Origin of the sequence: Winogradskyella sp. KYW1333 (genome assembly GCF_003335675.1) — a bacterium.
In the GTDB taxonomy this organism is placed as follows: Bacteria; Bacteroidota; Bacteroidia; order Flavobacteriales; family Flavobacteriaceae; genus Winogradskyella.
The window spans coordinates 74,494-94,403 of the sequence record NZ_QPHL01000009.1 but is presented as its reverse complement, the minus strand read 5'-3'; the positions used below and the strand labels follow the sequence as shown (position 1 = coordinate 94,403).

Sequence of the window (19,910 nt, the reverse complement as noted above, 5' to 3'; positions counted from 1 at the left end):
ATTAAAAATTAAAATTAATGACTAATAATGACATTTTTAAAAAACTTAGAGTAGCACACAAATTGAGAGATGATGATATTGTGAAAATTTTGGCTTTGGTTGATTTTAGAATATCAAAAAGTGAATTAAATGCATTCTTCAGAAGAGAAGATCATCCAAAATATATGGAATGTGGCGACCAAATATTAAGAAATTTTCTTAATGGATTAATCATTCATTTAAGGGGGCCAATGCCAAAAAAGCAAAAAAAGTAACCTGAAATTATGAAGTTCATAAAAATGGACTTTGAATTTTTTAATTAAGAAACTAGCATCTACATTGTAGGACCTTTAAACGGTTCAATGTATGTTTGAAACAACTAGTAATATTTCTTCAAAGCGGACTTTTACATCTCAGGAAATTGAGATTTTAAATGATGTTTATAAACCGCTCACTGCAAGGCAACGCATTGAGAAATTGTACCATGATTTTCAAATAACAGATGTAATGCTCACTAGCTCATTTGCAGCAACTTCAGCATTTCTTTTAAAACTGGTTTCTGATGTTAACCTCAAACAAGAAGTATTTTTTATTGATACTGGTTATCATTTTGAAGAAACTTTGAATTACAAAAAAACACTAGAGGAGAAATACAACTTAAATATTACTTCTATTTCGGCAATAAAAGAAGAACATGTCTTTACTACCAAAGATCAAACTTGGAGCAAAAATCCGGACTTTTGTTGTTCAATTAACAAAGTAAGGCCTCTTGATCGTATCAAAGCACAATATAATATTTGGATGTCAGGATTAATGGAATGGCAAAGTGACCATAGATCAAGCTTAAATATTTTTGAACAACGCGGAAATATATTAAAGTTTTATCCCCTTTTAGATATTTCCAAGGAACTACGGGATGCATATATTCAAGAACATCAATTGCCATTTCATCCATTAGTTGCAAAGGGATATCAGTCCATTGGTTGTACACATTGTACCGTTCCTGGTGAAGACAGAAGTGGACGATGGAACAATAACCCAAAGACCGAATGTGGTTTACATTTATAAAAAAAGCGCCTCAAATAAGGCGCTTCTTTAAATTTTACTAATTATTAATAGTTTGTATTAATTATTTTCACCGGTACCTTAAAAGACCTATTCTTACCAATTGCCTCTTTAGATAACTTCTTATAGTTTAAGCGATATTTAATGTAATTCTCTACATTTTCGTGAGTTGTATCAACATTTAATACAACCATTTCATTGTCTTCATTAATAACTAAATCTACAATGGCATAAACTTCAGAACTAATCTGTAAGTCAGGGTTCTTTAGCAATTCACCTACAGTTTGAGTAACTGTTTTTGGCTCAACTTTTTTGGTGGGGTTTGTACTTGCTGAAAGTACAGAGCTAAACGTAATTGCTACGGCTAGCACAAACATTTTTAATGCTTTCATAATTTTTCGTTTTTGTAAGATTGATACCTAATAGACTGCAAAAATTATATTATGTTACACATATTAACAGTGTTTAACTTTGATTAGCAGAACATTAACATTAGAGCAAAAAAAAGCACCTACTAAATAGGTGCTCAATATTTATAATTAAAATAGCTTTATGACAGGACTTCTTGAACTTTATCTGCAGCTTCTTGAAACTCAGTAGCACTCAAAACGTCTAAACCAGAATTATCAATCAGTTCTTTCGCAATATCTGCATTAGTACCTTGCAGTCTAACAATAATAGGCACATTGATATTTCCTAAATTTTTATATGCATCTATAACGCCTTGTGCTACTCTATCACAACGCACAATGCCTCCAAATATGTTTATTAAAATGGCTTTTACATTAGGATCTTTTAAAATAATCTTAAATGCCGCTTCAACTCTAGATGCGTCTGCAGTTCCCCCAACATCAAGAAAGTTTGCTGGCTCACCACCAGAATGCTTAATCAAATCCATTGTCGCCATTGCAAGACCAGCACCATTAACCATACATCCTACATTACCATCTAAGTCAACATAGTTTAATCCTAAAGAACCAGCTTCAACTTCAATCGGATTTTCTTCACGTAAATCTCTTAATTCAGCTAAATCTCTATGTCTGTACAAAGCATTCTCATCTAAAGTAACTTTAGAATCTACAGCCAAAATCTTGTCATCACTTGTCTTAAGGACAGGGTTTATCTCAAACAAAGAAGCATCAGACTTAACATAAGCGGTATATAAAGCGGTAACAAATTTTGTCATTTCTTTAAATGCTGTACCTGATAATCCTAAATTAAACGCAACACGCCTTGCCTGAAATGGTAGAATTCCTACTGCAGGATCAATTTCTTCCGTGAAAATTAAATGAGGTGTTTCCTCTGCAACCTGTTCAATATCCATTCCTCCTTCTGTGGAATACATTATCATATTTCTACCAACTCCACGATTCAAAAGAACTGACATATAATATTCTTCTGGTTCGCTATCACCAGGATAGTACACGTCTTCTGCAACAAGAACCTGATGAACCTTTTTACCTTCAGCAGATGTCTGAGGAGTAACTAAATTCATACCTATAATATTACCTGCTATTTCTTCTACTTCTTGTAAATTTTTAGCAAGTTTTACTCCACCGCCTTTACCACGTCCACCTGCATGAACTTGGGCTTTTATTACATGCCATGAAGTTCCTGTTTCTTTGGTTAATTGTTTTGCAACATCAACTGCCTCATTAGCGCTATGTGCTACTATACCTCGTTGTATACGTACACCAAAACTATTTAGTAATTCTTTTCCTTGATATTCGTGTAAATTCATTTGTTATCAGAAATTTATTTCGAGGCACAAAAATAAGGAACCTAAAACGTTTCTCAAATTAATTTACCTAATGATTAGTCTAGGATTTTAAAATGAATTTTTATCTATGGAATACAACAAAATAGAATGTTATATAATTAACAAAATGTTTAAATAGTGATATTTATAATCACTTTTATGTGTTTAATTAATCTATAAAATATATTTGAAAAAAACACTTTTTATGTCTGAACAACTTTTAAAAATAGCTTCTAAATTCGGGAGTCCGCTCTATGTATATGATTCAGAAACTATCATTAATCAATATAATAGACTTACTAAGGCATTTAGTAAAGTAAAAAATCTTAAGGTAAACTATGCAGTAAAAGCACTTTCAAATATATCTATATTAAAATTATTTAAATCACTAGGATCTGGTTTAGACACTGTTTCAATACAAGAGGTACAACTTGGACTAAAAGCAGGTTTCAATCCAGAAGATATAATTTATACACCCAATGGTGTTTCCTTAGAGGAAATAGAAAATGTTGCGAAACTAGGTGTTCAGATTAATATAGATAACTTATCTATTCTAGAGCAATTTGGAACTAAGCATCCAAACATACCTGTCTGCATCAGAATTAATCCTCATGTTATGGCCGGAGGCAATACCAATATTTCTGTAGGACATATTGATAGTAAATTTGGCATTTCAATTCATCAAATCCCCTTACTATTGCGTATTGTTGAAAATACCAAGATGAATATTAATGGTATTCACATGCATACAGGTAGCGACATACTAGATATTGATGTGTTCTTATATGCTAGTGAAATTTTATTTGAAACTGCAAAGCAATTCAAAAACTTAGAGTTTATAGATTTTGGATCTGGTTTTAAAGTACCTTATAAAGAAGGTGATATTGAAACCAACATTGAAGAACTTGGTAAAAAGCTGACTCATAGATTTAATGAATTTTGTAAAACCTATGGTAAAGAATTAACCTTGGCTTTTGAGCCAGGAAAGTTCCTAGTAAGTCAATCTGGTGTATTTTTAGCAAAAGTAAATGTCGTAAAACAAACAACCTCAACTGTTTTCGCTCAAATAGACTCTGGCTTTAACCATCTCATTAGACCGATGCTTTATGGTTCTCAACATGAAATTATTAATATTACTAATCCAAGCGGAAGGGAGCGTTTCTACTCTATTGTAGGTTACATTTGTGAAACTGATACGTTTGCGAACAACAGACGCATCAATGAAATTAAAGAAGGTGATATTCTTTGTTTCAAAAATGCTGGTGCATATTGTTTTACAATGGCAAGTAATTATAACTCGCGCTATAGACCTGCAGAAGTACTAATACATAATGGTAAACCTAATCTTATTAGAAAACGTGAAACTTTCGAGGACATTCTACAGAATCAAGTAGAAATTTCAATATAAAGGGTTACTATTAGCAAGTTTTATATTCCATTTCTTCGGATTTTTAAAATAATATAAACCTAAATATATTTAATCGTTTCCTTTGTAGTACGACCTTCTTCATTAGCTTTAAATTTCAAATCCTGCTAGGTAGGACTATTAGTTGTCCAATAAAACCTGAAACCCAAGACGTCAGCTATTCTTGCTGTATTGTACCTGTAGTAAATTCCTCTGAATATTTAGGGATTTCATAATAGGGTAATTGCTCTTCTGATTGACAAAGCAAAAAATTACTAAAACCTTACATGATAAAAACGAATATACTTTTCATGTTCTAATCTTTAAAATTTGATGATTTAGGCACTGGATTCACACCATACTTATCATACAAATAAACCAAGGACGTCATTGTTGCTGCGCCCAATTCTAATTCTCGTTTATTAACATGCTCAAACGTATCGTTTGATGCATGATGATGATCAAAATAGCGTTGAGAATCTGGTCTTAAACCAGCCAAAACATTAGATTCTGATCGCAACGGACCAATATCTGCACCACTACCACCTAATTCAAAATAATGGATAAGATATGGTTTAAATAATGGTTTCCAGTCGAGGATTTGACTATAATTGGCTTCATTTGTAGTAAAAGAAAATCCACGTGGCGTAAATCCTCCAGCATCACTTTCTAATGCAAAAATGTGATTCTCCCCTTTTTCCTTTGCAACTTCAGCATACTTTCTTGCTCCTCTTAAACCATTTTCTTCATTCATAAACAAAACAACCCTTATACTTCTTTTTGGTGTAATCCCACTTTCCTTCATTAATCTAAGCACATCCATTGACTGCACAACACCTGCACCATCATCGTGAGTTCCGTCTCCTAAATCCCAAGAATCTAAATGACCTCCAACCAAAATTATTTCATTTGGAAATTCAGAGCCTGTAATTTCACCTATAACATTGTATGACAAAACATCTTCAAATTGTTGGCAACTTTGCTCTAGGAAAAACTCAAGATTAGGATTCTTTTTAAGCGTCTCACTTAACTTAACCGCATCGTTAGTACTTATAGCAGCAGAAGGTATTCTTTGAGCTACTGGTAAATCACCATAACTCATACTACCTGTATGAGGGTAATCATCTTGTCTAGAACTCAAGGAGCGTACAATAGTGCCAACAGCACCATACTTTGCTGCCTCAGCCGCTCCTCTATAGCGTTCTGAAGAACAACCTCCATATGCTTGAAACGTATTAATTAACTCTGGTTGTAGGGCTCTATTAATAAAAACGATTTTACCCTCTATCTTTTCTTCGCCCAAGCCAGCTATATCCTTGTATGTGCTTACCTCAATAACTTGTGCTTTTGTCCCACCATCTGGTGTTGCTATTGAACCTCCCAAAGCACAGATATTTACTTTATGAAATCCATCAGATGATTCGAAATAAGCCATTTCTTTCTCTCCTCTCACCCACTTTGGAACCATTACTGGTTGTAGCCATACTTTATCTAATCCTAATTTCTCAAGTTCGGATTTAGTGTACTGTACAGCCAATTCGGCATTGGTAGAGCCAGATAATCGCCCTCCAATGGTATTAGATAAATAGTCTAACCACTGATAACTGTGGCCATTAGTAAGGGAGGTTGTATAAATTGTTTTGAGGACATCTTCATCTGTCTGACCGAATCCAAATGTCAATGCACCACTGATGAATAGTATTAATAGTTTAATTTTCATTTTCTAATTCTTGTTTATATAGACCAATATTTGCCTTTTCTTTGGCAGGTAATTCTGGTTCTTTAATATCCGCGTATTGTTTTAATGTATCATATAGAATTTTAGCCACAATATATCTTGCTGCTGGTTTATCATCTGCAGGTATATTAAACCATGGTGCATGTACTTTTGAGCTTCTATTTAAAACCTCTTCATAGCACATTTGATATTTATCCCACAGCTTTCGTTCCTTTAAATCATCTGAAGAAAATTTCCATTGCTTATCTGGCCTATTTAGTCTCCTTAAAAGTCTATTTTTTTGTTCGTCTTTGGATAGATTTAAAAAGAATTTGAAAATAATTGTTCCATTGTCGGCAATGTGTTTTTCAAATGCATTAATTTCTTCAAATCGTCGATCCCAAAATGCATCATTTACATCTTCTACAGAATCTATACCTGGCATATTTTCATACATCAAATAATTTGGATGTACCCTAGTTACCAAAACATTTTCATAATGCGTTCGATTAAAAATGCCAAATTTACCTCTAGCTGGTAAGGCAATATAATGCCTCCATAAATAGTCGTGCTTTAATTCTAAATCTGTAGGCTTTTTGAAACTATGGGCAACTATTCCTCTAACATTAAATTCTTTAAATACTTCTCGAATTAGACTATCCTTTCCAGCAGTATCCATGCCTTGAATACAAAACAGAACTGAATATTTTCCATACGCATACATCGCGTTTTGGATTTCGGCCAAATCCTTACTAACGTCCCGAAGTGCAGCTTTTAACTCTTTTTTATTTGATTGGATATCTACAGTAGTTGGCAGATCTTTAATGTTGATTTTAGAGGTAATTCTAAAATCATCTGTTTTGATAGTCTTCATAATTTAATTCTATCCTCTAAATATAATGAACATTTTGTAGATTTAGGGCTGGTAATATGATCTGTCCTAAACTTTGAATTACAAGTCCTTTTTATTTGCTGCAATATTAATTTTTTCTCAATTTTCATTTTCTCAAGATTTAATTTCTGACCCTAGTCTTGATGAGAATATTATTAAAAAAGCAAGTGTTGTTTCAACACATCCTTTTGGAATATTTTTTTCAAGGTGGCAAGGTAATTTTCAAACTAAACCTCTTGGAGATCAAAATATGAGTGTAAACTTAGAAAGTGGTAATGTATGGTCTCCTCTTGTGACTGCTTATATTCCAAACAACTCTGAAGATCGAAATTTTGTTAGTCAATATCCTTGGCACAATAGAGAATTCCGTGTCGATGTGGACACATTAGACGCCCAGACTTTGGAGGTACAAAATGATGGTGTAATAAAAGGTTTGCGCATTAATCTTAACCTACCTATCAATTCTAAAAGTGAGTTGAAAGTTGGTATTCGTTCATTTTTACTAACTGGAGGTAAATTTCCATTTTCTATTCTTACTAGTGATGATACTATCGAATATTTTCATGAAAATATTGCTGGTGGAGAAGACCCTTTTGACAGACAACTTTACCCCTTGAATGAGGCCCAAATAAGATATAAAGACAGAAATAATAGAGTCATGAATATTAACAAAGGTGACTTTATCTTGAGTGGATTTGAATTGAGTTACTATCGTTATCCAAAAGAAATATTGAAAGGTTTTGATTTTAATTATGGTGCCCACATTGGTATCAATACGACAAAGTATAATGCCTCCTTAGACCTAGGTGCCTCACTCAATATTATGAAAGGATTTCAATTAAAAAATAAGCGCTCATTTGATATTGGATTGAGTATAGGGAGTACTAAAAACAATCTTGTAGATTTTCAAGATGATAATATGGATTTTAGTAATAACACCTTCTTAGGGTATCTAGAAACAATAATTCAATATAGTTTTCTATCTAAAAGCAAAAAAGTCCGTCATAGCTTCGGTGCAGACTTCTATGTGCAAACTAGTTTGAACAAAAAAAGTGAATTTGATTATCTTATTCCAACTAAAAATGTAACCTCATTTAAGTCATGGAATTCTGGAACATCTAATCTTTACAATAAGAATAATTATTGGACTTTGATGTATTCATTCACAAGAAAAATGACTACCACATTCTACATTCAACAAGACTTTACCGTCAATAACAACCCAGATATTCAAACTGGAATATCAGTCTCATTTGGGATATAGTTTTATTTTGATGCAAAAGACTTAACATCTGATTCGCTAACTTCCTTACCTCCTAGAATAATTAATCGTTCAACAACATTTCGCAACTCTCTAATATTTCCTGTCCAGTCATAGTTTTGCAATAACTTAAGGGCTTCGGCAGAAAACGATTTCTTCACCGTTCCTTGCTCCTTCGAAATTTTATCAGTAAAATAATCTACCAATAATGGTATATCTTCTCTCCTATCATTTAGAGCTGGAACCTTTATTAAAATTACAGCCAATCTATGATACAAATCTTCTCTAAATTTACCCTCTTCTATTTCCTTTTTTAAGTTTTTATTAGTTGCCGCAACAACTCTAACATTTACTTTAATGTCTTTATCGCTACCAACACGTTGAATGCGACTTTCTTGTAAGGCTCGCAGTACTTTAGCCTGAGCAGAAAGACTCATGTCACCAATTTCGTCAAGAAAAATAGTACCGCCATTTGCTGCTTCAAACTTACCAGCTCTATCTTTGTTTGCAGAGGTAAAAGCACCTTTAACATGACCAAACAATTCGCTTTCAATTAATTCTGAAGGGATTGCTGCACAATTAACCTCAATCATTGGACCTTTAGAGCGGTCACTCTTTTGATGAAGCCAATGAGCAACAAGTTCTTTACCTGTACCATTTGGTCCTGTAATTAAAACTCTGGCATCTGTTGGTGCAACTTTATCAATCATTTCTTTGATATTTTCAATTGCATTACTTTCACCAATCATTTCGTAGTTTTTACTTACTTTTTTCTTAAGCCTTTTATTTTCTACAACGAGCTCTTTTCTATCTAAGGCAATCCTTACCGTATTTAAAAGCCTATTTAAATCCGGAGGCTTGGAAATATAATCGAATGCACCTAAACGCATTGTATTTACAGCGGTATCTAAATCGCCATGACCGGAGATCATAACAACTGGCGTTTCTGGCTTTATTTTCTTAATGGCTTCAAAACCTCAACACCATCCATTTTAGGCATTTTTATATCGCATAGTACCAAATCAAAATCATCCTTCTTAATCTTTTCAATTCCGGCTAAACCATCCTCAGCTTCATCAACCGTATAGGTATCATTTTCTTCAGATAGTATTTTGACTAATACTCTTCTAATTGCCGATTCATCTTCTATTATTAAAATTTTTGGCATATCTATAATTTAAATTTAATTCCTGTTCTTAAATAAAACGCATTTAATTCGTTTAATCCAAATATTTCATCTCTATCGCTATTTCGTAGTACATTGTTTAACCTAAAGGTATATCCTGAATACACATAAGCAACTAAATGTTTGGTAAAACAATATTCATACCCAAGTCCTGCAACTGCAACAGAAAGTGATATGTTATTAACCTTTTGCCCATCAACATCAATAGGTTTTTGAATGTTAGCAAAATATCCATCTAGTGTGGCAAATACTTGTAACATACTTTTATCGCTGAAAAAATACTTTAAGTTTGATTTTGGTATACCTGCATTATAAGACCATTTTTCATTTACTCTTCTATAATAACTAATAAATGGAAGTGGATAAGGCACACCAGCAGTAGTATTATACGTTATACCTAAAATAAATCTATAAGGTTTATCAATATCAGTTGCATTAGTTCTATCTCTTATTGCAAAGATCCCACCATTTAAAAACAGGTCGTCTGAAGTCATTGAGTTGGTCAATGTGGACGCAATTCTTGGGTTAATATTTATTCCAACTCTCCAATCATTTTTAACTTTAATTGTATATCCAAGACTAAAATCAATAATATGCAAAGTTTCCAAAGACCCAGTATCAAAAGGATATTCTTCTTCAAGATTTAAAATTATTCTATTATACTCTCCGCCGATAATTAAATAGTCTTTATCTTTTAGTTTAATCGGGAAATTTAAAGATGCCCTTAGTCTGGTATATTGATCTTCAGATTTACTACTAGGTATAAACGAATATTCTAACCTGACCAAATCAGTTAATTGGGCCTGCACAAAATGCATACAGCAAAATCCAAAGAAGAATTGCAAAATTATACATTTTGGAAGCCAAATTTTCATTTAATATTTATTTGTTTTTAATATGTATATCTCTTTGAGGAAATGGAATGGTAATATTATTTTCTCTAAATAAACGATCAATTTCAAATCTTATATCACTTTTAGGAAATGTGGCTTTAAAACTATCATTTAAAGTAAAAATCAACTTAAAATTTAATGAGCTGTCACCAAACTCAGTAAATACAACAAGTGGTTCAGGCACTTTAATTACATCAGGATGATTATTTGCTGCTTCTAAAAGTAGTTTTTTTACCAATTGCACATTACTACCGTATGCTACTCCAACTTGAACATTTTCTCTAGTAAGCGTTCCATTTTGTGTCCAGTTAAACAGTGAGTTTGTTAAATACAAATGATTTGGTATTACCAGAACTTTATTGTCAATTGTAACAGCTCTTGTTGTTCTAAGTTTAATTTCTTCTACTCGTCCTACCTTACCATCTAATTCTATTATATCACCAACATGAACGGATTGATCTAACAAAATAAATATACCTGAAATTATATCTTGAAAAAGTGTTTGTAATGCAAGCCCAACACCAATCAATAATGCGGCTGAAGCAGCAAAAACGCCTGTCACATTAAAGCCTATGGTATTAAGTGTAATTAATAGGAAAACAAGGTATACTATCCACTTACCATATGAAAAAACTGTATTAAATTTTGCCTTATCCTCTTTTGGTAAGTTTCTAGTTAGAATTCTTTTAATAATTTTTAATACTATCCAAGTAAGAATTATTACTAGAATTACAAACAACAATCCCTTTACACTGATGGATATATCATCAGAGAATGACAATTTATAATTAAGTATTTCTTTTATTCTAGACATCTAATATTTTAGCCATTTAAACAATTCCTTATAGGTTGCTTTTTTACCATACATTAAAATACCAACTCTATAAATTTTAGCCGCAAACCATACCGCGAAAATAAATGTACCAATTAATAACAACAGTGATAGTCCCTGTTGCCATAGTGGAACTCCAAAAGGTATGCGCATTAGCATTACTACTGGAGATGTTAATGGTATAAAAGAAAACACCGTTGATACAGTTCCGTGAGGATCTTCAATCACAGTAAAAACACCAACATAGACTGCCAAAATTAACGGCATCAAAATAGGCAACATAAATTGTTGCGTATCCGTTTCATTATCAACGGCCGCACCAATCGCAGCATAAAGTGAACTATATAAAAGATAACCACCAATAAAAAAGAAAATAAAGGCAACTACTAAATTACCTATAGGTAAATTATTTATAGCCGTTATTATATTTTCTGCCATGGCTTGCACTTCATCCGACCCTTGCGCAGACATCGCTTGATTAACTATTTCCTGTTGTGGTGTATTAACTTGGGCCATATCAATACCAAAGATGGCTGAGACTATTGTAAGCATGACACCTCCTAAAATTACCCAAATAGCAAATTGTGTTACACCTGCCAATGAGGTACCTATAATTTTACCCATCATTAATTGAATAGGCTTAACGGAAGATATAATAACTTCAATGATTCTACTGGTTTTTTCTTCAATAACGCTGCGCATAATCATATTGCCGTAAATAATTATAAACATAAACAATAAATAACCTGCAATACCACCAAATGCCAGTTTAATAATGTTATCAATTTTAGAACTTTTCTCACCATCAAAACTTTCTTGTGCAATATCAATACTTGTTTTAGAGGCGTCTATTTGCTCAAGTGAAACACCATCTTTTTGCAATTTCATCTCTTGCAACCTCTTCTCAACTTTTCTCTCTAATCCTGATATGATGGTTAAGGAAGGTGATTCTTCTGAATAAAATTTTATATTCTTACCAACATCATCTAATGATGTCACATTACCAATGTGCAGTAAACCATAGTCTTCTTTCTCCTTAACTATTTCCTTTGCGTCATCTAAATTTAATCCAGTTAGTTTTAAATAGGTTGTATTGTCAGTGCTTTCAAAAATATCTATTAAATATCCGGTTTCATCCAAGACTGAAATGGTTCGTTTTTTATCACTATTAATTTGGGATAAATAAGAAACCAATGCAATTAGGGCAATCATTATCAATGGACTCAAAAAGGTCATGATTATGAATGATTTGTTTTTAACCTTGGTTAAATATTCACGCTTTATTATGAGGGGTAAATGATTCATGTTAATTATTTTGTACGGTTTGGATAAAAATATCATTTGCCGTAGGTATTACCTCAACAAAATGGTGCACCTCAGCCTTAGAGGTTAAAAATGATAATAAGTCGTTTGGCGAAGTAGATTCGTTTATTTTAATGTTCAATTTAATATCATCATTAAGGTTTTTAAACGTCGCAGGTAAAACCTCAAATGAATTTTTAATTTCAGAAAGCACAGACTCACTTTTTGATGATTGCAGACCTATCTCAAAAGTGTTTGTTTTAAAGTTGCGCTTTATATCATTGAGCTTACCATCTAATATTTTATTGGATTTGTGCAACAAGGCAATATGGTCACACAATTCTTCAACGGATTCCATTCTGTGCGTAGAAAAAATTACGGTTGCGCCTTCGTCTCTTAACTTTAGGATTTCGTCTTTAATTAAATTGGCATTTATAGGATCAAATCCAGAAAAAGGCTCATCAAAAATCAATAATTTAGGTCGATGTAAAACTGTAACAATAAATTGAATTTTCTGGGCTTGACCTTTACTTAGCTCCTGGATCTTTTTATTCCACCAATCACCAATTTCCAGTTTCTCAAACCAATATTTCAATCTATTCTTGGCCTCGGATTTTGACATGCCTTTTAATTGGGCTAGGTAAAGTGCTTGTTCTCCAACTTTCATAGATTTATACAAACCCCTTTCCTCTGGAAGGTATCCGATATCTTTTATATGCTCTGGTTTTAAAGATTGACCATCTAAATAAACATGCCCTTCATCTGGCATGGTTATTTGATTAATAATTCTGATAAGTGTTGTTTTACCAGCTCCATTTGGACCTAATAATCCAAATATACTGCCCATTGGTACACCAATAGACACTTGATTTAGTGCTTTGAATTTTCCGAAATTTTTTGAGACGGAATCAGCAACTAATAAATTGTTCATTTAGTCTGGAGTTTATATTTAGGTTAGAAAGTAAATATATTAAATGTTAAAGAGTTTTGCATTATTAATTTAATACTAATTGATATAGAATTACTTAATCTCAAATGTGCAAACTCCATAAAAAACAAAACCCACCCTTATAACTAAATAAGGATGGGAAAAAATTGCTATGAAAAAGAAAAATTACCGCTAATTAGCATTAGCGATAATTCAAAGATAGTATTTTTTATTAAACAAGGTAATTTTACGAGAACATATCTTTTACCTTTTCAAAAAAAGATTTGTCAGAACTTTCTGGTTTAGGTTCAAAATGCTCATCATTCTTCATTTCTTCAAAAAATTCTTTTTGTTTTTTACTCAAAGTCTTTGGTGTCCAAACATTTATATGAACCAATAAATCGCCTTTACCATAACCATTAATACTTGGAATACCCTTACCTCTGAGCCTTAATATTTTTCCAGATTGAACTCCTGCATCTATTTTTATTCTAACCTTGCCTGTAACGGTATCTATTTCCTTTGATGTACCCAAAACAGCATCAGGTAAACTTACATACATATCGTAATGTAAATTATCACCCTCACGCTTCAAGGTAGGATGATCTTCCTCTTGAATTAAAACTAATAAATCACCTGAAATTCCATTACCAGGTGCATCATTACCTTTTCCGGTAACCTTAAGTTGCATACCATCTACAACACCTGTAGGAATTTTTACAGAAACTGTTTCTTCAGTAACTTTTAAACCTTGTGCATCAGCATCTGCAGGCTTTTTATCTATCACCTGACCAGCACCACCACAGGTTTGACAAGCACTTGCTGTTTGCATACGCCCAAGAATAGTATTGGTGACTCTTGTTACTTGGCCAGTACCGTTACATGTTCCACAAGTTTTATAGGTTGTACCAGGCGCCTGCTTTTTACGCTTTACTTTTATCTTCTTCTCAACACCATTTGCTACCTCTTCCAAAGAAAGTTTAACTCTTATACGTAAATTACTGCCTTTAACCACACGTTGTCTTCCACCGCCACCAAAGCCACTAAATCCGCCACCGAAAGCACCACCAAATATATCGCCAAATTGACTGAATATGTCATCCATATTCATACCGCCACCACCAAAGCCGCCTGCGCCTTCAAATGCCTGATGACCAAACTGATCGTAACGTGCTTTTTTATCTGAGTTACTCAATACCTCATAGGCCTCAGCTGCTTTCTTAAACTTCTCTTCAGCTTCCTTATCGTCCGGATTTTTATCTGGATGATATTTTAAAGCCATTTTACGATAAGCTTTTTTTATTTCTGATTCAGAAGCACCTTTGCTTATGCCTAAAATGTCGTAATAATCTTCTTTCATACTAATTACCCTAAATAATTGGGTTGTTTTTTATTCCCGTATTTTTTGGAAACATGTTGAATTTATTGCCCTATAACCACTTTTGGGAAGCGAATTACTTTGTCACCTAACTTATAACCACGTTCAATGACATCGATAATTTTCCCTTTTAAATCATCACTCGGAGCTGGAATTTGTGTCACTGCCTCATGATCATCCGCATTAAACGTGTCCCCTTGCTTAACTTCAATTTTAGATAAACCTTTTTGCTCTAAAGTAGTCACCAACTTATTGTAAATAAGCAATACTCCTTTTCTCAACTCTTCAGCTTCTTTGTCTTCTTCTATATGCATTAAGGCACGCTCAAAATCATCTAAAACCGGCAACATAGCTGTCATTACATCTTGCCCTGCAGTTTTAAATAACTCTATACGCTCTTTATTGGTACGCTTTTTATAGTTTTCAAACTCTGCGAACAAACGCATAAATTTATCCTTCTCTTCGGCCAATTGATCTTGCAATTGTTCCTCTGGAGTTTTAGTTTCTTTTTCTTGGGTTTTCACTTCAGTCTCTGCAGTTGCAGTTGCAGCTTCGTCTATTTGTGGTTCTTTAGCTTTTTTATTCTTATCTTTTTTACTCATTTTGAGTTCAATTTTTAAATCTTCGATTTAGTTGTGGCAAAAGTACTGCCATTCTAATAATAATGTCAAAATGTCATTAACATTTTTTTATAATTCTTAGTGTATAGATATAGCTACCTTTGTAATTTCAAATAAAACACCTAAAACATTAACATGAAAACATCATTTATTAAAATTTTCGCGGTTTTAGCATTAATTAGTTTTACTAGTTGTGGTAATGACAAAGCGAAAGAAGCTGAAACAAAAGCTACTGAAGAAGCTGCTGTGGCAGAACAAACTGCTATAACCTTTAATGCCAATACTGAAAACTCCATGATTGAATGGAAAGGGTTTAAGCCAACAGGCTCTCATACAGGAACAATTTCGATTTCTGAAGGTTCTGTAAGTGTAAACGAAGGTAATATTGAAAGTGGAAACTTTACAATTGAAATGGGCAGTATAGTGGTTACCGATATACCAGTAGAGGAAGAAGGAAATGCTAAATTAAGAGGCCATCTTACTAGCGCTGACTTTTTTGATGTTGAAAAATTCCCAACTGCTAAATTTGAAGTAACAGGCATCTCTGTAGTTGAAGGAAAAACAATGCTTTCAGGAAACTTAACCATGAAAGAAAAAACTAATAATATTAGTATTCCTGTGAGTACATCTATAGAAGGTGATACAATGAAATTAACAAGTGAAACATTTACCATTGATCGTTCTAAGTGGAATGTTCAATATGGTTCTAAATCTTTCTTTGATAATTTAGGTGATAAATTTATCAATGATGCCATTGAGTTAAAGGTAACTTTAGTTGCTAATAAAGCTTAATTAAAAAACTATTGTCATACAAAAAGCACTTACCAAAAAGTAAGTGCTTTTCTCTTTCATAGCAATTTCGCCGGCAATAGGCTATGGTAGTTTAGCTTAATAATCATTAAAAACAAACAGTGTTAGGCACTGCCACTAACATAGGGTAAAGCGAATAACGTCTAAAGGCTTATATTGCTTATATTTATAAATAAATAGCGCAACTCGCCTTACCCGTCTAGCCGTTGTGGTGCATTTAAGAAAAAACGAAACAAATGAAAAGAACGCTTGAAGAACAACGAATAGAATTTTCAAATCAAAAATTTCTCGCTACCCCTTTAGCAGGACTAATTGTCTGGACAATTATTGGAATTACTGGTGTGTTTTTCTCTGATTTTGTATCGGTATGGTCAATTTTTATTGGAACAGGAAGTATAGTTTATTTAGGATTATTCCTATCAAAATATACAGGTGAAAATTTTCTAGATAAAACTAAGCCTAAAAACGAATTTGATACACTTTTTCTCTTTACTGCTGGACAAGCCATTCTTGTGTATTCAATAGCTATTCCGTTTTTTCTTGTGGATTATTCTTCCTTACCAATGACAGTAGGAATTTTAACTGGATTAATGTGGATACCATTTTCTTGGATTATAAAACATTGGAGTGGCATTTTTCACGCATTGACAAGAACAATTTTGGTTCTTATTCTTTGGTATATACTGCCTGAATATAGATTTACCGCCATTCCGTTTGGAATCGTTTTGATTTATATAATCACATTAATAATTTTAAAAAAGAGGAAGAAAACTGGATAAAAACGACACCACAACACGATGTATAATGCATATCCTTCGGGATACGCACCATACAAAAACGTTGGCAAACATTTTGAAAAAACATTGCTCTATTGAACAAACCATATAAAAACCTTACCAATTAATAAAAGATGAATTTACGGAATCAATTAAAATCAAACAAAACAACATTTTTAAGGATATTTATTATTTCAACATTTTTTATTGGATGTGTTTTATTACTTAATAAATGGAAAGGAATCCCTATAGGCTCCATGACAAGAGATATAACTACTACCGCTGGAGTTGAGATATATGTGGGGTTTTTTTCTCAGGTGGGATTTTTTTTCTGGATCGCAGCGGCAACACTTTGTATGTTTACTTCCTTTATAAATCATAAAAGTCGAGGCAATATAATTTTTACAGAGTTTCTGTTTTTATTTGGACTCTTGACATTACTACTCTGTTTAGATGATATGTTTTTGTTACACGAATCAGTATTCCCATACATTTTTGGTATACCGCAAAAAGGAGTCTTTATGGTTTATGGAATTTTAATTTTTTTTATTCTTTTAAGGTATTACCAAATAATATTAAAAACAAACTACATCATTCTAGCAATGTCCTTTATTTTCTTTGCCATCTCGATTTCTCTAGATGTAATTCACCCACCAAATTTAAATCCATACCTAATGGAAGATAGTGTAAAAATGTTTGGTATAGTAAGCTGGTTTTTTTATTTCTACAGTAATGCAACATCTATAGTCTCTAACCTAACCACAGCAATTAACAGCAAATAAGAATAGTACTATTTAAATCATCTCAAAAAGGTTTAAAAAAAATAAAAAAAGAAAGAGAAAAAATAGATGTAATAATTACTGAAATAATAAAACTGTGCCTAACAATGCCTGTAAGTAATTGCTTGTTCTCGCCTACTTCTAAAAATCCTTGCGGATTTTCAGTTTGGTGTGTACTTGCAAAATTATGTGCTAAACCACGCAACTACTCATAGCCGAGACCGTTATATGCAAGCCTATAAAAAATCTGGTTTCATCCATAACATAATGAATTGTTGACAAAACAAATTTTAACAATTGAGTAATTCTATTTATTAATTGATGTTTGTATTTTTGTTTAAAATTTATTAAATATATTTAAACGGAATGCATAGGATAGCGTATATAGAAAAAGAGGTCCAAAACTTAAAAAGGGAGTTGCAAAACCACATTTTATATAAAAATTTAAATACTATTGAAGACATAAAGGTATTTATGGAAAATCACGTCTATGCTGTTTGGGACTTTATGTCATTATTAAAATCACTTCAAATTGCGTTGACAAATGTTGAAGTTCCTTGGACACCTGTGAAAAACCCAACTATTTCAAGATTCATAAATGAAATTGTACATGGAGAAGAAAGTGATATCAATGAATTAGGGGAACCAAAAAGTCATTTTGAAATGTATTTGGATGCTATGAAGCAAATCAATGCAGACACAAATGAAGTTAATCGTTTCATAAAGTTGATGGAAGCAGGTTACCCTCTGAACTATTCCTTAAATGAGACTGCAATTGACGAAAGAGTGAAAGACTTCGTAAAATTCACCTTTTCTGTAATAAACACTAATAAACCTTACCTTGTTGCTTCTGCATTTACATTCGGACGTGAAGACCTTATACCCGATATGTTCATTGAAATTATCAAAAAGGCTGATTCCGAAAACTTAAAATACAACAAACTAACCTACTATCTTCAAAGGCACATCGAGTTAGATGGGGACGAACACGGTCCGTTATCCCTTGAAATGATTTCTGAATTATGTGGTAATGATAGTACAAAATGGGCGGAAGCTTTAGTAGTTGCAAAACAATCTTTAGAAAAGAGAATTTCTCTTTGGGATGCAATCAATGACATCATTCAAAAGAAAAAGCTAGCATATAACACCGTGTATAATTAATTACTAGATCACGGCCGACTTACGAAAATTAGGCTGGAATTTCCAACTTGGTGTGTACTTGTAAAGTTAAGTGCTAACCCATGCAACTACTCATAGCCGAGACTATTGTGCGTAATAAAATCAACCTATATAATATAAACAACATATTTCTCTTTAGGGAGATTATGTTGCAGGGTAACAGATAGACTAGTTTTAATACATTGTCATAATAAAATATCAATAAGTGCAGGTTTTAAATTAGCATACTTAAAATAAAAGCCTTTTGCTTTAATTTTATCAGAACTAACACGTTGACTTTCAAAAAGGAGCATATGCATCTCACCAAGAATTAGCTTCATTAATGGTTTTGGAATATTTGGCATTATCAGCGGTCTGTGCAATACTTTTGCCACGGTCTTAGTAAGTTCGGAATTTGTAACTGCATTTGGTGCAACTCCATTATAAACACCTTCTAATTTATGTGCTACCACATGAAGAAAAATATTCGCTAAATCTGTAACATGTATCCAACTTTGCCATTGTTTACCATTTCCAAAGGCTGCACCTGCACCAAACTTAATTGGTTTTATAATTTCAGGCAAAGCACCACCTTGTCGAGCCAAAACTAATCCAATTCTAATTTTGGCTACCTTACAACCTAACTCTTTAAAACCGTCTATTGCATCTTCCCATTGTGCAACAACCATTCCTAAGAATGAATCTGAGTTTTGGTCGTATGCTTCATCATAATAATTGGTAAAACTCGAAGGATAAATTCCAATTGCACTTGCAGAGACCACATGTTTTATATTATAATTATACAACCTTATAGTATCTTGAAGCAACTGAGCAGTTTTGGTGCGACTTTCTAAGATTTCTTTTTTGTTTGATTTTGTCCATCGTTTAGAAATAGATGCACCCACCAAATTTATGATGGTTGAAACACCATCGAAGCACGAGTGGTCAATTTCATTATTGTTTGGATTCCAAAAAAAGCCTTTGTAATTAGATTCAGTTACTAGCTTTGATTTTGAAGTCGTTAAATAATGTACATTAAATCCCTTATCATGACATTGTTTTACAATCTCCCTACCAATTAAACCTGTAGCGCCTGTAATTAAGACTGTCATTCTACTTTTTTACAAAGATACTAAAGGCTCAACCTACAAGAACAGACTTTAAATTGGA

General features: G+C 32.8%; 19 protein-coding genes and 1 pseudogene. 8 read left to right on the top strand and 12 right to left on the bottom strand.

Going from position 1 to position 19,910, the window contains the following annotated elements; translation table 11 throughout:
• Positions 1 to 17: 17 nt before the first annotated feature.
• Positions 18 to 254: a DUF1456 family protein gene (locus DUZ96_RS01140; RefSeq protein WP_114299582.1), complete on the top strand. Its 237-nt coding sequence runs from the start codon at positions 18 to 20 to the stop codon at positions 252 to 254.
• Between the two features lie 91 nt (positions 255 to 345).
• Complete coding sequence (locus DUZ96_RS01135) at positions 346 to 1,047, top strand: phosphoadenylyl-sulfate reductase (protein ID WP_114299580.1); 702 nt, start codon at positions 346 to 348, stop codon at positions 1,045 to 1,047.
• 44 nt (positions 1,048 to 1,091) lie between these two features.
• Here the strand turns inward: DUZ96_RS01135 and DUZ96_RS01130 are convergent, their stop codons facing one another.
• Positions 1,092 to 1,436, bottom strand: a complete 345-nt coding sequence (locus DUZ96_RS01130; protein WP_114299577.1) for a hypothetical protein — start codon at positions 1,434 to 1,436, stop codon at positions 1,092 to 1,094.
• 158 nt (positions 1,437 to 1,594) lie between these two features.
• On the bottom strand, positions 1,595 to 2,785 hold the full coding sequence (gene sucC / locus DUZ96_RS01125) for an ADP-forming succinate--CoA ligase subunit beta (protein WP_114299575.1): 1,191 nt from the start codon (positions 2,783 to 2,785) through the stop codon (positions 1,595 to 1,597).
• A 223-nt stretch (positions 2,786 to 3,008) separates the two neighbouring features.
• Between sucC and lysA the strand changes: the two genes are divergently transcribed.
• Positions 3,009 to 4,211: a diaminopimelate decarboxylase gene (gene lysA / locus DUZ96_RS01120; RefSeq protein ID WP_114299573.1), complete on the top strand. Its 1,203-nt coding sequence runs from the start codon at positions 3,009 to 3,011 to the stop codon at positions 4,209 to 4,211.
• A gap of 313 nt (positions 4,212 to 4,524) precedes the next feature.
• Here lysA and DUZ96_RS01115 read toward each other — a convergent pair whose 3' ends face one another.
• Positions 4,525 to 5,928 carry a M20/M25/M40 family metallo-hydrolase gene (locus DUZ96_RS01115; protein ID WP_114299571.1) on the bottom strand — a complete coding sequence of 468 codons (1,404 nt, stop codon included), beginning with the start codon at positions 5,926 to 5,928 and terminating at the stop codon, positions 4,525 to 4,527.
• Positions 5,918 to 6,799: a PPK2 family polyphosphate kinase gene (locus DUZ96_RS01110; protein WP_114299569.1), complete on the bottom strand. Its 882-nt coding sequence runs from the start codon at positions 6,797 to 6,799 to the stop codon at positions 5,918 to 5,920. The genes DUZ96_RS01115 and DUZ96_RS01110 overlap by 11 nt, the downstream gene beginning before the upstream one ends.
• Positions 6,800 to 6,872: 73 nt before the next feature.
• Here DUZ96_RS01110 and DUZ96_RS01105 point away from each other — a divergent pair, with 73 nt between their 5' ends.
• On the top strand, positions 6,873 to 8,081 hold the full coding sequence (locus DUZ96_RS01105) for a hypothetical protein (RefSeq protein ID WP_114299567.1): 1,209 nt from the start codon (positions 6,873 to 6,875) through the stop codon (positions 8,079 to 8,081).
• 2 nt (positions 8,082 to 8,083) lie between these two features.
• On the opposite strand, the pseudogene DUZ96_RS01100 reads toward DUZ96_RS01105, so the two are convergent.
• From DUZ96_RS01100 to DUZ96_RS01070, 7 genes and pseudogenes are all read right to left on the bottom strand, one after another.
• A pseudogene (locus DUZ96_RS01100) lies at positions 8,084 to 9,246 on the bottom strand (sigma-54-dependent transcriptional regulator).
• A gap of 2 nt (positions 9,247 to 9,248) precedes the next feature.
• On the bottom strand, positions 9,249 to 10,139 hold the full coding sequence (locus DUZ96_RS01095) for a DUF6268 family outer membrane beta-barrel protein (protein ID WP_258774281.1): 891 nt from the start codon (positions 10,137 to 10,139) through the stop codon (positions 9,249 to 9,251).
• Positions 10,140 to 10,146: 7 nt separating this feature from the next.
• The gene (locus DUZ96_RS01090) at positions 10,147 to 10,971 is read right to left on the bottom strand and encodes a mechanosensitive ion channel family protein (RefSeq protein WP_114299564.1); all 825 of its coding nucleotides are present in this window, start codon (positions 10,969 to 10,971) and stop codon (positions 10,147 to 10,149) included.
• Positions 10,972 to 12,294, bottom strand: coding sequence for an ABC transporter permease (locus tag DUZ96_RS01085; RefSeq protein WP_114299594.1), 1,323 nt, complete (start codon positions 12,292 to 12,294; stop codon positions 10,972 to 10,974).
• 1 nt (position 12,295) lies between these two features.
• Entirely contained in the window at positions 12,296 to 13,222 is a 927-nt protein-coding gene (locus tag DUZ96_RS01080) for an ABC transporter ATP-binding protein (protein ID WP_114299562.1), read from the bottom strand.
• Between the two features lie 244 nt (positions 13,223 to 13,466).
• Entirely contained in the window at positions 13,467 to 14,579 is a 1,113-nt protein-coding gene (dnaJ, locus tag DUZ96_RS01075) for a molecular chaperone DnaJ (protein ID WP_114299560.1), read from the bottom strand.
• Positions 14,580 to 14,641: 62 nt separating this feature from the next.
• Positions 14,642 to 15,199 carry a nucleotide exchange factor GrpE gene (locus DUZ96_RS01070; RefSeq protein ID WP_114299558.1) on the bottom strand — a complete coding sequence of 186 codons (558 nt, stop codon included), beginning with the start codon at positions 15,197 to 15,199 and terminating at the stop codon, positions 14,642 to 14,644.
• Between the two features lie 153 nt (positions 15,200 to 15,352).
• Here DUZ96_RS01070 and DUZ96_RS01065 point away from each other — a divergent pair, with 153 nt between their 5' ends.
• The 4 genes from DUZ96_RS01065 to DUZ96_RS01045 all read left to right on the top strand — a co-directional run bounded on the left by DUZ96_RS01065 (position 15,353) and on the right by DUZ96_RS01045 (position 18,743).
• Positions 15,353 to 16,009 carry a YceI family protein gene (locus DUZ96_RS01065; protein WP_114299556.1) on the top strand — a complete coding sequence of 219 codons (657 nt, stop codon included), beginning with the start codon at positions 15,353 to 15,355 and terminating at the stop codon, positions 16,007 to 16,009.
• 254 nt (positions 16,010 to 16,263) lie between these two features.
• Complete coding sequence (locus DUZ96_RS01060; RefSeq protein WP_114299554.1) at positions 16,264 to 16,806, top strand: DUF7010 family protein; 543 nt, start codon at positions 16,264 to 16,266, stop codon at positions 16,804 to 16,806.
• 131 nt (positions 16,807 to 16,937) lie between these two features.
• Complete coding sequence (locus DUZ96_RS01055) at positions 16,938 to 17,585, top strand: hypothetical protein (protein WP_114299552.1); 648 nt, start codon at positions 16,938 to 16,940, stop codon at positions 17,583 to 17,585.
• A 363-nt stretch (positions 17,586 to 17,948) separates the two neighbouring features.
• Positions 17,949 to 18,743 carry a DUF3050 domain-containing protein gene (locus DUZ96_RS01045; protein WP_114299548.1) on the top strand — a complete coding sequence of 265 codons (795 nt, stop codon included), beginning with the start codon at positions 17,949 to 17,951 and terminating at the stop codon, positions 18,741 to 18,743.
• Between the two features lie 203 nt (positions 18,744 to 18,946).
• On the opposite strand, the gene DUZ96_RS01040 is transcribed toward DUZ96_RS01045, so the two are convergent.
• Positions 18,947 to 19,852, bottom strand: coding sequence for a TIGR01777 family oxidoreductase (locus tag DUZ96_RS01040; protein WP_114299546.1), 906 nt, complete (start codon positions 19,850 to 19,852; stop codon positions 18,947 to 18,949).
• Positions 19,853 to 19,910: the final 58 nt, after the last annotated feature.